The organism is Nonomuraea mesophila (assembly GCF_004352805.1).
In the GTDB taxonomy this organism is placed as follows: Bacteria; Actinomycetota; Actinomycetes; order Streptosporangiales; family Streptosporangiaceae; genus Nonomuraea; species Nonomuraea longispora.
Window position 1 is genome coordinate 26,314 of the sequence record NZ_SMLD01000049.1, and the last position, 13,624, is coordinate 39,937.

The following is a 13,624-nucleotide window of genomic DNA, read 5'->3' on the forward strand; positions in this document are numbered from 1 at the left end:
CCAGGTGGTAATCCTGGATCGACGACTCCTCCCAGAGCCTGGACGCGCACCTCCTCCAAGCCTTCGACGACCTGCGCGCCCTCTTTCCGATCGGCCTCCCACGCCGCTGAGCCTCGACATCGCAGGGTGAGGACGTACACCATGCTGAACCCCGACCAGGCAGACCCGGCAGAGAACCAGTGGAAACTGCTGGTCGAGTACGGGCACGGGCTGCACCTCGGCTTCCACGCCCTCTGGGTCGAGACCGACGATCCGCAGGAACTGTCCCGCCGATTCCGGGTGGACCGGGAATCGCGGCTGGAATGCGACCTGAAAACGCTGGCGGGAACGTACGAAGGCCCCCCTGCGAAGGGCGTGTGGATCGGCCCGCACGCGCCCGGCTGGACCCATGCGTTCGTCTTCGGTTTCTACTCCAGCCATCCCGCGATCGACGATCTCGGACGGCGTCGGGTCTTCCAGCTCAACTTCATGGGGGAAGTGGGTGAAGGGCTTGGGCCGTTACACCTCCACTACGACGGAGAGCTGATCGACGACGTCATGCCGCCGTACGAGGAGGGCGGATACATGGCCCTCCCTGACTACCGGCCCTTCACAGCAGGGCTGGAGCTCGATCCCGACACCGAACTCGAGCAGGACGTCCACACCTTGTGGTGCTTGGTGGGCCGGATCACGGGACGCTTCGCCGACCGGGAATGGTGGACGTCGACCCGTACCTTCTATCGCATCCCCGACGAGGCATGGGAGCACTGAGGCCGTGACGCTCGCGGACGTCGGTCCGGAGGATCAGAGGTCGGGGGAACTCGAGCTCGGCCTTCTCACCGGTGTCGAGCAGGAAGTGCCCCAGGAACGTCACACCCTCGTCCTGCGCGTCGAGCCGCGTTCCCACAGCAGCCCGCGCGTGCTCTCGACGAGTCGTTCCCTGGTGCTCACCCGGGGAGTGTACATACTCATAGGTACAACCCCGCAAGGCCGCTGGATCGCCTGCCTTCGGCTGTTCGTCAAGGTTCACTCGCCGCCGGCACGGGGTGCGCCGGCGGCGGCGCTGCGGGCTCAGGCGTTGTAGCCGCCGTGGGCGTCCAGCACGGCGCCCGTGACGTACGACGCGGCGGGGCTCGCCAGGAAGGCGATCGCCGCGGCGATCTCGTCGGGGTGTCCCACGCGCTGCAGGGACAGCGAGCTGAGCAGGGCCTTGAGGGTCTCGGGGTCCGGCGGCTCCATGCCGCCCGTCATCAGCCCGGCTTCGACGACGTTGGCGGTGATGGCGCGGGGGCCGAGGTCGCGGGCGACGCCCATGGTGTACCGCTCGACCCCCGCCTTGGTCGCCGCGTAGTCGGCCACGCCCGGGACACCGGCCCGGGTGCCGAACCCGGAGCTCACCGTGATGACGCGGCCGCCCTCGCTTCGCTCCCTTGTCGCGTACCTCGTCGGCGACGGCCTGCGCCTGCTTGCCGGAGCTGACGTAGGTGAATGCGACGTCGGCGCCCTGCTCCGCAAGCAGCCGTACGGTGGCGGCTCCCAGCCCGCGGGACCCTCCGGTGACCAGGGCGACCTTGCCTGTCAGCGGCTTGTTCATCTATCTCACCTCACGGGTTGACCATCTTCGGATAGATGTAACAGTCGTAGTTACGACAGTGTCGCAACCATAGATGTTACGACGGTTGCCGTAACATCGTCAGTCGCGATCGAGAGGGACGAGTTCATGAGCGCCAACAGCAGGCTGACCATCGCCGCCCACGCGCTGGCCTGGATCGGCCTGTACCAGCGCCAGGGCCATGAGGTCGCCACCTCCGAGCAGATCGCGTCCAGCGTGAACACCAATCCCGTGGTGATCCGGCGGCTGCTCGGCGACCTGCGCAGGGCGGGGCTCGTGGAGTCCCGGCGTGGCGTGGGCGCGGGCTGGTCGCTGGCGCGCGACCTGGAGTCGATGACGCTGCTCGACGTGTACGAGGCGGTGGAACCCGGCCCGCTGTTCGCGCTGCACCGCGCCGCCCCAGACCCGGAATGTGTGGTGGGTCACGGCATCCAGCCGGCGATGCGGCGCATCTACGACGGCATCGAGGAGACCCTCCGGAGCGAGCTGGCCCGCGTCACGCTGAAGGACGTACTCCAGGACGTCCTCGCAGCACCTCGCTGACTCCGTGACCACTCGGCTGATCCTTGGGCCGCCGGCGGAACGGGGCGAGCGTGGCGCGGAGGATGTCGGCGGCGCCCCAGTCAGGGTCGAACTGGGCGATCACCGCCAGGTGCTGGCGCAGTTGAAGGATCGGCATGCGTTCGCGCCAGTCGTGATCGAGCCCGGTCAACTCGGCGTACAGGTCGAAGAACACGTGCGCCTCGGGCGGCGGCGCCGTCGTCCACAGGTGGGCCAGGTCGACCTCGGCCCATGTGTACGACACAGCGGGGTCGATCAGCGCGGGCCGCCCGTCGGGGGTGGCCATGACGTTCTGCGCCCACAGATCGCCGTGCGTCAGGCACGCGGGCCTGACCGGCAGCAGCTCGGGCAGCCGATCGCACAGCCGCTCGAGCGCCGCCCGGCCCGCGGCGTCGAGCGCCTCCCGGACGCGACGTTCGCCGAGCCAGCGCAGCAAGCGATGCTGGGCGAAAAACTCGTACCCGTCGTCGTTCCAGGTGTTGACCTGCTGGCGACGGCCCAGCCAGTTGTCGCGGTGCCATCCGAATCGCGGGGAGCGCGTGGTGGTGTGCAGGTGGGCGAGCGCATGAGCGAGCTGCTCCCAGAATGCCTCGGTTGCCGGCCGCGGTCGCAGTACGGACAGGACGAGCAGGTCGCGGTCGGCGAAGATGATCTCAGGTGTGGCGACGCCGCCCGCCTCGCGCAGTACGGTGAGCCCTTCGGCCTCTGCGGCGAAGACGTCGCCCGACGGCGGCTCGCCGAACGCCTTGACGAACACCGACGTGCCGTCACCGCGACGCGCGAGGCCCGCGGTCGCGGCGAGGCCTCCGGTGACCGGCTCGACCGCGGCGACGTCGGTGAGGCCGACCGCGTGCAGGCGTTCGAACAGGAAGGACGTCGCGTCTGTCACGGGTGCTCTCTCCGCTGGTGGGTCCGGGCTCGCGCGGTCACACCCTGAGCAAGGGACTCCGGCGCGGTGGGCATGAGGTCATCTTCCCTGGAGAGCTCTCCGTACCCAAGGGTGACCCCGGCCCGCCCGCGTCAGCGGGGGACGGGCCGGTACGGCGGTGAAAACGCGGAGGAAACACGCTTGCCTGTTGGATGTCCTCGCCCGCCGCGTTCGGTCGGCGGACCGGACCAAGGAGCCTTCGCATGACAGACCCGCACTTCCCCGATCGGCGCGCGTTCCTGCGGCAGACGGGCTTGGCCGTGGCGGCGGGAGCGGTGCTTCCGTCGACGGCGTTCGCCCTGCCGGCCACCGCCGCTGAGGCGGACAGTGACCCCGACGCCCTGTTCAAGGCAGGCAAGTTATCCGCGGCCGAGCGCGGCTACCGGCACCGGCTGCGCAGGCGGCCGCGTGACGCGCGAGCCCACGCGCAGCTCGGCTACATCGCGCTGCTGTCCAACCGCTTCGGGGAGGCGGAGAAGCGGCTGTCCAAGGCCCTCGACCTGCAGCCCGACGACGTCGCCTCGGCGCAGCGGCTGGCCGAGTGCTTCGTCCGGCAGGACCGGCTGTCCAAGGCGGTCCCGCTGCTGCGAAAGGTCGACCGGCCGCGCGACAAGGCGCTGAGCGAGCTCTACTCCCACATCAGCGGCACTCCCTGGCAACTGCGCGGGGCGAAGAGCGCGCACGTCCCCTTCGTCACCCTCGACCCCGTGCCCGCCGTCGAGGCCACCGTGAACGGCCGGCGTGGCACTTTCTGGCTCGACACCTATGCCACGCTCGACCTGTCGGAGGAGATGGCGCAGGAGGCCGGCCTGCGCGCGGTGACCACCATCAGCGGCGGGGTGGCCAACAACCAGCCGATCGACATATCGCTGGGCGTCCTCGACTCGTTCCGGGTAGGCAACATCGAGATCCGCAACCTGCCGGTGCAGTGGAGCAACGCGCGCCGTCCGCCTCTGCCGGACGGCACGTCGGCGGCGGGCGCCTTCGGAACGACGATCTTCTACCACTTCCTGACCACGATGGACTACGCCCGCAAGGCCCTGACCCTGAAGCCCAGAACCGCAACCGCACCGCGAGCGCGCCTTGTCGACCGGCTGCCGCTCTGGCTCGCCGGCGACCACTTCCCCTGCACGGTGGGCAGCATCGGCCACTACGGCCCGCGCATGGTCACCGTCGACACCGGCGGCATCGGCGTCGCCCTCGACACCACGGTGCAGATCGCCGAGCGGGCGGGCGGCATCACGGTGGACCGCGACCACCCGATAGAGCAGCCCGGCGGGAACAAGCTCTACCCGATCACGGCCAAGCGCATCAGCCTGGGCCGCGCAGTCGGCCGCAACCTCCCTGGCCACGCGGCTGAAAAGGTCTTCCCCGGCTTCCCCGGACCCGGCCAGTCGGCCATGTTCGGCTTCGACCTGATCGCCAACTTCAGCCACGAGTTCTTCAAGCCGTACGCCATCACCTTCGACTACCGCAGCATGCATCTGTCCATCAACCGTGGGTGAGCTGCGGAATACGCTGCCTGCGGTGCCACGGGCCACGGGCCACGGGCCGCACGCCGTCACACACATCGCCGGCTACTCGACAGGACGCTGCGGATCGGCCGGCACGTTGAGGCTCGGCTTGTCGAGTAAGGCCCTGTCGAAACGCACTCCGCTTTCATGCTCGATGATGGCCAGGAACATGGCGGTTGCGTCCAGTTCCATGTCGTCATAGAGGGATGCGAGGAGCGCCGTGTACGGCGTCAGGGGGCCGAGGAACTTCGTCCAAGGTGTGAACTCATCAGCGAGGGGTTCGGGACACTGCACCTCCCCTTCGGCATCTCCGTGCCGTACATACAGAGTGCTGTTGCCCTCGATGTCCTGGGCCAGGTACCAGTGCCTGAGTCCTGGGCCGGCCAGCCGGTCGGTCAGTTCCTTACGGTGAGGGTCCGGGTTGATTCCATCGAGTGTGACGATTCCGTTGCCGATGGCTATCAGGGTGAGATCATCATCGCCTTCAGTGGCATAAGGCCCTGGAGGGTAGGCCGACTGCCAAGGAGGGGCCGCTCGCAGGCGGCTGATGGCCTCCGCCGACGTCAGCCGGCCGGATTCGGCAATGGTCAACGTATACGCGAAAGTGTCGAGGCACAGTGCTCGAAGCGTCTCGGCATACTGCTCGACCAGCTTGTCCGGAAGGGAGCCACGCCCGGCTTCTTCAGGCACCGTGCCCTCCGCCACTCGGACGCGCCGCGCTGATGCCCGCCCCCGGCGCCGCACCGACGTCGGCAGAGCTCAGGCCGGCGAGGCGGGCGGTGGCACGCGAGCGCCAGAGCGGCTCCTGCACCAGGTCAAGGCAGCGGTGGAAGTACCGGCGGGCCTCTTCGGCACGGCCGCGCTCGCGGCTCAGCTCGCCGAGAGCGTAGAACGTCAGTGCCTGGCCGTGGGCATCACCTGCCTGGAAGAACAGCAGGGCGCACCGGTCGAAGGCTGTCCTGGCCAGTTCGTACCGGCCGAGCGCACTGTATGCCTCGCCCAGCCGCCGCAGGGCGATGCGCTCCCCAGGACCCCAGCCGAGCGCCCGGCTGCTCCTGATGCTCTGCTTGTAATGCTCGATCGCCACCTCCACCTCCCCGCTGTTGAAGGATGCGATGCCGAGCATGCGCCGGAACCTGACCGCGTGATCACCGTACCGAGATTCGGTGGCCAGGCCGAGCCCGCGCCGGCACACGGTGGCGACCGCCTCGTGGCGGCCCAGGTCGAGGTACGCGCCGCCGGCCGTGCTCAGCGCGTTCAGCAGCCCGTACGTGTCCTTGAGGGCTTCGAAGCGGGCGATCGCGCGCTCAGCCCTGGCGAGGGCTTCGCCCGGCCATCCCTCCATGAGATCGCGGGTGGCCAGGGCCAGCAGCGCATATGCGCAGGCGTGGCCATCGCCGCTCTGCTCGAAGTAGGCGAGGAGATCAGCCGGGTCGGCTGCGGGGGAGCGGCACCGGTGATACTCCAACTCGATGTCGGCCAGAACCAGCCGAGTGAGCATGGCCGACCTGGTGTCGGGCGCGCGCTGGGCGACACCTTCGAGCAGGTCCGAGACCTCTTGCCGGAACCCGTGGGCGGCGAGGAACGGGGACAGGCGCTGCGCCAGCTCCACGGCCTGGGCCGGTTCGGCCAGGGCGACGGCGGCCTCCAGGGTCCCGCGCTCCGCCAGCAGCCAGGTCCGTGAGCTGTCCCGGTGATCCGAGGAGTACTCCTGCAGAGGAGGCCGCGCGGGCGGCGGGTAGTCCCGCATGCCTCCCCGGACCCTGCGTAGGCACTCCTCGACCAACCTGGCGAGTGCGGCGCGGCGGCCGGCCGGGCTCTCCTCCGCCTCCGCGCGCTCGTGGGCGAAGTCCTGGAGGAGGTCGTGCATGCGATAGCGGGGTTGACCGCAGAGGTCCACCTCCTCAGCGCTCAGCAGACCGGCCAGGGCGAGAGTCTCGGCCGCCGCTTCCGCCTCTCGCTGCCTCACTCCCATCAGCGCCGCAAGGCTCCAGTCGGCCGTACTGTCGAGTCCGGCCAGCCCGAGCAGCCGGAACGCCCGGCGCGCCACGTCGGGCAGCGCGTCATAGCTCATGGCGAACCCGGCCCGCACGTCCTGGCCTCCGATCGCCAGCTCGTCCAGTCGCGCCGCGTTGTCGGCCAGCCGTGCTGCGAAGGTGCGCATCGGCCAGCCCGGCCGGGTCGCGAGCCGAGCCCCGGCGATGCGGATGGCGAGGGGCAGGTAGCCGCAGGCATGCAGGATCTTCCGAGCCGCTTCGGGCTCGCCGCGCACTCTGGTCTCACCTGCGATGCCCTCGAGCAGAGCTCGTGCCTCGTCCTCAGTGGGGACGCCGAGCGGCACGGTGGTCACGCCGGGCAGCGTGGTCAGAGGCCCGCGGCTGGTCACCAGCACAGCGCTGTGCGGCGTACCCGGCAGCAGGTGGCTCACCTGATCGGCGCCGGCCGCGTTGTCGAGCACGATCAGCAGGGCGCGGTCGGCCACCAAAGAGCGAAACAGGGCGGCCCGGCCTTCGAGGGTGGCGGGGAGGTCGGAAGCGTCCGGCTGCAGCCCCCGCAACAGTTCGGCCAGCAGGGAATAGGGCTCCCTCGGCCCGGACGAGCCGCTCGACATGCGCAGGTAGAGCTGGCCGTCGGGGAAGTCGGGGCGCACGAGGTGGGCGACGCGGACCGCGAGCGTGCTCTTGCCGATTCCGGGTGGTCCCGTGATGACCGTGATGGCCGGCGCGGTGGGTACGGGCCCGCGTAATCGGGCGACGGCCGGCGGGGCGTCGGGGGCGCGTAACGCGACCAGAAGGGTCGCCACTTCCTCTGTCCTGCCTACGAAGTCAGCGATGTCCGGAGGAAGCTGGCAGAGCGCCACGGGCTGGGCAGGTGCCGGGGGAGCGGGTTCCGGCGTGCCTCCCGCGAGGACGGCGGCCTGGAGTTGCCGCAGCTCGGGGCCGGGTTCGATGCCGAGCTCATCGTTGAGGACGGTCCGCGCCCGCTGATAGGTCTCCAGCGCTTCTCCCCGCCGGCCCAGCCGCGACAGCGCCAGCATGAGTTGCAGCCAGCCCCGTTCGCGTAACGGGTGCTCACGGGTGAAACGCCGTAATCCGCCCACGGCTTCGGTTTCCATGCCGAGCTGCAGCAGCCGGTCCGCCCAGTCGAAGCGTGCCCCGGCCAAACGCTCCTCCAGCTCAGCGAAGCGCGCCGTCATGGTGCCGGTCAGCGGGGTGTTTTCGGCGGGCGTGCCGCGCCACAGCCGCAGCGCCCGGTCAAGCCGCCGGGCCGCCCGCTCCGGATCAGCCTCGGCCGCGGCCAGGCGTACCTGGTCTTCGAAGACCAGGAGGTCCACGTCCTCGCGGGCGACTTCGAGCAGGTAGCCACTGTCCAGCGTGTGCAGGCGCGCAGCGGGGGGCAGCGCGCGACGGATCTGGCTGATGTACGTCTGGACGTTCGACACGGCCGAGGCGGGAGGATCGTCCCAGAGCGCCTCGATCAGGCGCTGTCGGGTGACGGGCGTGTTGGCGTGCAGGAGAAGAGCCGCCAGTACGGCCCTGGCCTTCCTCGTCAACTCCGCCTGCCGGCCGTCCGGATGACGGACCACCACAGGACCGAGCACCTCGAACGTCACCTTGGTCACGAGGCCACCCCCCACTATGGCGTGACTGTGGCGATTGTATGGCGGCGGGAGCCAGATTGGACGCGCTGTAAACCCCACCCCCGAATGAGGAGGTCCCCATGAAGATCGAGGTTCGCAAGGTCGAGGCGATCAAGGCCACGCAGAACGCCCCGATCTAAATCGAAGTGTGGGCGGGCCGCTCGGTCTATCCGTGCGGTCCCGCCCACCTCTCACATGGAGGAGCAGCGTTGCGGGTTGTACTGAAGGATTGTGTGTGGGAACCGCAGGGCCAGGACCTGTACGTCCTCACCGACCCACGCGAGGTGGTGACCCTCGCCGACCCTGAAGGCCGGGTGGCCGCACTGTTCGCCGCGATGCAAGGCGACCCGGCCACGGTTGCCGAACTCCGCGAGCGGCTGGCGGCCGATGGCGTGGAACTGGGGGAGGACGAGGTGCGCGAGGCGGTGTCCGCGCTCGACGCTCTCGGCCTGATCGAAGAGGACGGCGACGGCAGCCTGGGCGACCCGGACCTGGACGCCAGGCACTTCTCCAACCTCGCGTTCTTCGGCACGTACGCTCGCCTCGGCCGCCCCCGCGCGGCGTTCGTGAACGCCGTCCGGCGCGCGCACGTGCTGGTGCTCGGCGTCGGGGGCGGCGGCAGCTCGATCGTTCAGTGCCTGGCCGGTCTGGGCATCGGACGCATGACGCTGGTCGACCGGGACGACGTCGAGTCCCGCAACTTCGCCAGGCAGTTCCTCTACCACCACGCCGACATCGGCAGGTCCAAGGTGACGTGCGCGGAGGAGTGGGTGCGCGCCTACGACCCGCGCATCGCCGTACGGGCCGTGGACCGCTGGATCTCCGGCCCGGACGACCTGACAGACCTGGTGGAGGGCGTCGACGTCATCGTGGGCGGGCTCGACGGGCATCCCGAGGCCCACCTGTGGACGAACGCGGCCGCGGTCCGCGCCAAGATCCCGCTCGTCGTGGGCGGCATGACCCGCTCCCAGATCATGTACTACTCCGTCGACCCCGGCCGCAGCCCCTGCGTGCAGTGCGACTGGCGGGACCGGCCCGCCGCGGACGAGCCCACGGCGGGAGGCTTCGTCGAGCGCAGCAGGGCCCGCATCAGCGAACAGAACCTGCTCATCGCGCCGGTGGCCGCGCAGATCGGCTCGCTGGTCGCCTACGAGGCACTGCGCTACCTCACGGGTTTCGAGGAGCCGCAGGCGGCCGGCGCGTTCGTCAAGCTCGACCTCCGTGCGGGGCTCACCCCCGTACGCCAGCCGTTCAACGCCGACCCGGACTGCCCGGTGTGCCCGCGATGACCGCCCAGACCGTACGGTTACGCCCGCTCAGCCTCCTGGACGAGGGCGAGGAAGTGCTGGTCGGGGATCCGGAGACGGGCACGTTCGTGTCCATCCCGGCCGTCGGCGGCGTGGTGATCGCGGCGCTGCGCGACGGCGCGAGCTTCGACGAGGCCGCCGCGCGGGCTGAGGCGTTCGCGGGCGAGCCCGTGGACGTGCCCTCGTTCGTCGAGACACTGCGCGAGCTGGGGTTCGTGGCGGGGGAGGGTGAGAACGCGCCGGTCGCCACGGCACCCGTCCAGGGCCGCCGCTGGCTGCGGGGGCCGCGGCCCGCACTGGTGCGCCCGCTGTTCGGCCGCACCGCCTGGATCCTGTACGCCGCCGCCGCGATCTTCTGCCTGGCCGCGCTGATCGCGGTGCCGTCGGTGCGCCCGGATCCCGGCCGGGACGCCTTCGCCCTGCCCGACGTCGGCCTCAGCTCGCTGCTGTTCTACCCGCTGTGGCTGGCGCTCGTCGTGGTGCACGAGATCTGGCACTGGCTCGCGGCGCGGTCCCTGGACATACCGGCGCGCTTCGGGCTGGACCGGCGGCTCATGTTCGTGGTCTTCGAGACCGACCTGTCGCTCCTCTGGTCGGTGCCCCGACGCCGGCGGTACGGACCGCTCCTGGCCGGCCTCGCCGCGGACTCGGTGATGCTGGCGGTGGTGCTCGGCTGGCGCATGTCCGCCGACCATCCGGTGCTGGCCGCGGTGGCGTACACGCTGATCTTCCAGATGGCCTTCCAGTGCATGGTCTTCCTGCGTACCGACCTGTACGCGGTGCTGATCACCTGGCTCGGGTGCAAGGACCTGTGGCGGGTCAAGACGCTCCTCCTGCGGCAGGCCTTCGGCCGGCTGCGCGAGGACGAGGCGTCCGAGCTGAGCGCCGCCGACCCGCGCGATCTGCGGGCCGGGCGCTGGTTCCGATGGGTATGTGTGGGCGGCTGGTTCCTTGTGGCGGCGTGGCTGGGCTTCTTCGTGCTGCCCGTATTGGCGGGACTGCTCCAATGGGCGACAGCCGAGCTCTCCGGCTCCGCACCGGCACGGTTGTGGCAGGCGATCACCTGGACGGCCCTGCTGGCCATGCCCTGGCTGGTCACGACGGGACTGTGGCTGAAAGCCCGACGCGCCACCGGCCGTCGCCCCGCCTGACCCCCGGGACGATCCACGGCGAGGTCCGCGCCGGCACGCGGCCGAGACCCGGCGAGATTCCCACCGTCCGGTTGTTCCCGCGTGGCCACACTCCCGATGGACCTCATCCGCAACGAGGCCATCCTGTACGGCCGGCCGCCCGACCAGCGGATGATCGCCGAGATCGTCGACTCCATCGTCTTGCCCGCGATACACCGAGCCGCGGCATCAGACTGACATGATTGCCGGGACCGGACACAACCCGTGGCGGATAGGCCAAAATCTCCCGCATGACGACTACACCCGAGAAGCAGGGCAAGACCGCTCCTCCGTCGCGACTCAACGACTACGACAGGATGGCCGAGGGATACACGGCCGAGAACGAGACCAGTCTCCTGAACGCGTACTACGAGCGGCCCGCGATGCTGGAGCTCGCCGGGGATGTGACCGGCCGGCGCATCCTCGACGCCGGTTGCGGCTCGGGTCCGCTGTTCGCCGAGCTGCGTGATCGAGGCGCGCTGGTCACCGGCATCGACGCGAGCGCGGGGATGCTGGAGCAGGCCCGACGGCGGCTGGGCGCCGACGCGGATCTGCGGGTCGCCGACCTGGGCGGCCCGCTGCCCTTCCCCGACGACGCGTTCGACGACGTCATCGCGTCCCTGGTGCTGCACTACCTGGAAGACTGGGGACCGCCACTGGCGGAGCTGCGACGCGTGCTGGAGCCTGGCGGCCGGCTCCTCGTCTCGGTCGATCATCCTTTGAGCGTCGTTCTCTTGCAGCAGATGGCCGGGGAAAAGCCCAAGTATTTCGAGACCCGTACCAGGACTGACGAATGGACCATGGGCGGACAGACCGTCCAGATGAGGTTCTGGGACCGGCCGCTGCACGCGATGACCGAGGCCTTCACCGCGGCGGGCTTTCGCATCAGCGTCATCAGTGAACCGCCGTTCGTGCCGGAGGCCCGCGAACGGTTCCCCGAGGAGCTTCGCGAGATCACCGGCATGAGGTTCGTGTGCTTCCTGTTCTTCGTGCTCGAAGCCACCTAAGACGGTGACTCGTTCGAGGGTCGGTCGTTAGGTCGATCGTGGGATGCGTACGCTTATCCGCGGGCGCCGCATCAGAGACAGCGCTCGCGGCCCTTCGCCGGGACGGGTCGCTCTGCGACCGGTTCGGGCACGAAGTCCCGGCGGCTTTGCCCACCTCCCGCATATGTGCCGATACCGGGAGTCAGGCCCAGGCTATAGGGGGGAAGCGAAGGTAGGTGGTCGAAAGACGATGCGACGGTCGCTGGCCCGGCGGGTGTTATCCCGGCGCCCCGGCCCCATTGAGCGCGATGACGAGACTGGACGCCGCGAGCATGAACGCGGCAGACGTTCCGGCGTACCGCTCCGGCTAGCTTCGGGACACCGCATTCGGGATGACACTGAGCGCCGTGAACGCGAACACCGCCCAGGTGCCGACCACCGCAACGGAGTCTGGCACCGCGTCGATCCAGCCGGCACGGTCCAGGACCACGACTGCGAACGCGACATAGAGCACCACGCGATGCCGCTGCCGACCCGCAACTGTGCCGGGAGGACCCGGTGCTGCCCGCCCCATGCGAGGCCTCCCCATGGCGCGCCGCACACGAGTGCCACTTGTAAGGCGGACAGCAGGCTAAGGACCGCGACGAGGCCGAGACATATCGCAATCGCGACGCCACAGCCACCAGGACAGCACACAGCCAGTCGCGCTTCCCAGAACGTGGCCGAGCTCCCGCCGAACGCGCAGTTCCGTACCGACCGGAGGAGCGGTGCAGGTCACGTTTAGGGTGGTCCTTCGCAACGGGAGTCAGGAACGACGGGGGTTCGCAGTGCAGCGCGTCAGCCGACGGATCAACACCATCGCCGGGGCGGGTGTTCTCGCACTGCTCCTGGCCGGTTGTGGAGGCGCCGGCAGCAGCGAGAGCGCCGGCGGCGAGAAGCCGAAGACGGCGGACAAGACGCAGGCGGCGGACAAGCCCGCGTCCCCCGGTACACCGCTGACGCTCGACACCGCACCGCGGCGAGTGAACCACACCGACCGCGACAAGAAGGTGCACAAGCTGACGCTCAACCCGACCCTGCTCACGCGCGGCTCGGTGGACGACCTCAACGGGGTACGGCTCGACGACGACATGCGCGGGATGGTGCCGCACTATCTCACCGTGTCGATCACCAACACCGGATCCGGTACGGTCGAGCCCGCCATGGCCGTCAGGAACTTCCGCCTGGCGCTCGCCGACGGCACCGCCGGCAAGGCCGTCTCGTTCTTCAGCGGCAACCCCCTGGCCTCGCCCGGCACCGGCCCGCTGGAGACGTGCGTCGGCACGAATGCGCCGAAAACCCTGGCGGCCGGCCAGGCGGCGACCGAGTGCCGGGTCGTGATGCTGCCCGAGAACGGTAAGCCCGCCACCGTCTCCTACAGCGACGAGTCCGTCACCAGGACGTGGAAGGTGGAGGGCGGCGAGATCGGCGGCGGCGTGCTGGCCGCGGGCAAGCCGGCCAAGGTGACGTGGAAGGACACGAAGGACAAGGACGTGCCGCTGACCGTCACGCTGAAGAGCGTGCGCAAGGCCGGCGCCGGCGCGCTCGCCGGGTACAAGCTGAACGCCAGGCAGAAGGCCGCCACGGTCTACTTCGTCACGCTCTCGTACCGCAACAACGGCACGTCCAAGCTGTACCCGGGCATGGACGAGGCGGTCTTCCTGCGTACCGAAAGCGGACAGACCCTGCGCAAGCTCACCCTCATCGCGATCGGCAGCAACGGCCCCAAGGGCTGCCCATCCTCCGCGCCCTACGGCATGGTGCAGCCGGGCAAGAGCGTCCGGCAGTGCGGCGTGTACCTCGTCGGCCAGGGCGACAAGCCCGTCACCGTCACCTTCTCCTCCACCGCCGAGGGAGCCGAGCCCGTGACGTGGAAGGCCTCCTGAGGT

13 protein-coding genes and 1 pseudogene are annotated in these 13,624 nt (G+C 69.8%); 8 read left to right on the forward strand and 6 right to left on the reverse strand.

From position 1 onward, the window contains the following. Positions 1-141 precede the first annotated feature (141 nt). Positions 142-750 carry a hypothetical protein gene (locus tag E1295_RS19980; protein ID WP_132631845.1) on the forward strand — a complete coding sequence of 203 codons (609 nt, stop codon included), beginning with the start codon at positions 142-144 and terminating at the stop codon, positions 748-750. A 300-nt stretch (positions 751-1,050) separates the two neighbouring features. On the opposite strand, the gene E1295_RS19985 is transcribed toward E1295_RS19980, so the two are convergent. Both E1295_RS19985 and E1295_RS52490 read right to left on the reverse strand, forming a co-directional pair. Beyond that, a complete protein-coding gene (locus tag E1295_RS19985; RefSeq protein WP_220448802.1) occupies positions 1,051-1,494 on the reverse strand; it encodes an SDR family NAD(P)-dependent oxidoreductase in 444 nt (147 codons plus the stop codon). Next, a pseudogene (locus E1295_RS52490) lies at positions 1,418-1,573 on the reverse strand (SDR family NAD(P)-dependent oxidoreductase); the annotation flags it as partial. The pseudogene E1295_RS52490 and the gene E1295_RS19985, both read right to left, overlap by 77 nt. A 126-nt stretch (positions 1,574-1,699) precedes the next feature. Here E1295_RS52490 and E1295_RS19990 point away from each other — a divergent pair. Further along, positions 1,700-2,134, forward strand: coding sequence for an Rrf2 family transcriptional regulator (locus tag E1295_RS19990; protein WP_132631846.1), 435 nt, complete (start codon positions 1,700-1,702; stop codon positions 2,132-2,134). On the opposite strand, the gene E1295_RS19995 is transcribed toward E1295_RS19990, so the two are convergent. Then, positions 2,088-3,041, reverse strand: a complete 954-nt coding sequence (locus E1295_RS19995; protein ID WP_132631847.1) for a fructosamine kinase family protein — start codon at positions 3,039-3,041, stop codon at positions 2,088-2,090. The two genes, E1295_RS19990 and E1295_RS19995, sit on opposite strands and share 47 nt — an antisense overlap. A 242-nt stretch (positions 3,042-3,283) precedes the next feature. On the opposite strand from E1295_RS19995, the gene E1295_RS20000 reads away from it, so the two are divergent. Further along, positions 3,284-4,585 (forward strand): aspartyl protease family protein, encoded by a 1,302-nt coding sequence (locus tag E1295_RS20000; RefSeq protein ID WP_132631848.1) that lies wholly within the window; start codon positions 3,284-3,286, stop codon positions 4,583-4,585. Between the two features lie 72 nt (positions 4,586-4,657). Here E1295_RS20000 and E1295_RS20005 read toward each other — a convergent pair whose 3' ends face one another. Together E1295_RS20005 and E1295_RS20010 are read right to left on the reverse strand one after the other, a co-directional pair. After that, the gene (locus tag E1295_RS20005; RefSeq protein WP_132631849.1) at positions 4,658-5,284 is read right to left on the reverse strand and encodes a hypothetical protein; all 627 of its coding nucleotides are present in this window, start codon (positions 5,282-5,284) and stop codon (positions 4,658-4,660) included. After that, positions 5,277-8,216 carry an AfsR/SARP family transcriptional regulator gene (locus E1295_RS20010; RefSeq protein WP_166427313.1) on the reverse strand — a complete coding sequence of 980 codons (2,940 nt, stop codon included), beginning with the start codon at positions 8,214-8,216 and terminating at the stop codon, positions 5,277-5,279. Before E1295_RS20010 ends, E1295_RS20005 begins: the two co-directional genes overlap by 8 nt. Positions 8,217-8,443: 227 nt before the next feature. Here E1295_RS20010 and E1295_RS20015 point away from each other — a divergent pair, with 227 nt between their 5' ends. The 4 genes from E1295_RS20015 to E1295_RS20025 all read left to right on the forward strand — a co-directional run bounded on the left by E1295_RS20015 (position 8,444) and on the right by E1295_RS20025 (position 11,717). Beyond that, positions 8,444-9,523 (forward strand): ThiF family adenylyltransferase, encoded by a 1,080-nt coding sequence (locus E1295_RS20015; RefSeq protein WP_132631851.1) that lies wholly within the window; start codon positions 8,444-8,446, stop codon positions 9,521-9,523. Continuing rightward, the gene (locus E1295_RS20020) at positions 9,520-10,692 is read left to right on the forward strand and encodes a hypothetical protein (protein WP_132631852.1); all 1,173 of its coding nucleotides are present in this window, start codon (positions 9,520-9,522) and stop codon (positions 10,690-10,692) included. The genes E1295_RS20015 and E1295_RS20020 overlap by 4 nt, the downstream gene beginning before the upstream one ends. 81 nt (positions 10,693-10,773) lie before the next feature. Next, the gene (locus E1295_RS51900; protein ID WP_281284761.1) at positions 10,774-10,908 is read left to right on the forward strand and encodes a hypothetical protein; all 135 of its coding nucleotides are present in this window, start codon (positions 10,774-10,776) and stop codon (positions 10,906-10,908) included. Positions 10,909-10,961: 53 nt separating this feature from the next. Next, a complete protein-coding gene (locus E1295_RS20025) occupies positions 10,962-11,717 on the forward strand; it encodes a class I SAM-dependent methyltransferase (RefSeq protein ID WP_132631853.1) in 756 nt (251 codons plus the stop codon). A gap of 346 nt (positions 11,718-12,063) precedes the next feature. Here the strand turns inward: E1295_RS20025 and E1295_RS50195 are convergent, their stop codons facing one another. Beyond that, positions 12,064-12,213 (reverse strand): hypothetical protein, encoded by a 150-nt coding sequence (locus E1295_RS50195; protein ID WP_220448803.1) that lies wholly within the window; start codon positions 12,211-12,213, stop codon positions 12,064-12,066. A 310-nt stretch (positions 12,214-12,523) separates the two neighbouring features. Here E1295_RS50195 and E1295_RS20035 point away from each other — a divergent pair, with 310 nt between their 5' ends. Further along, entirely contained in the window at positions 12,524-13,621 is a 1,098-nt protein-coding gene (locus E1295_RS20035; protein WP_132631854.1) for a hypothetical protein, read from the forward strand. The last annotated feature ends 3 nt before the right edge of the window (positions 13,622-13,624 follow it).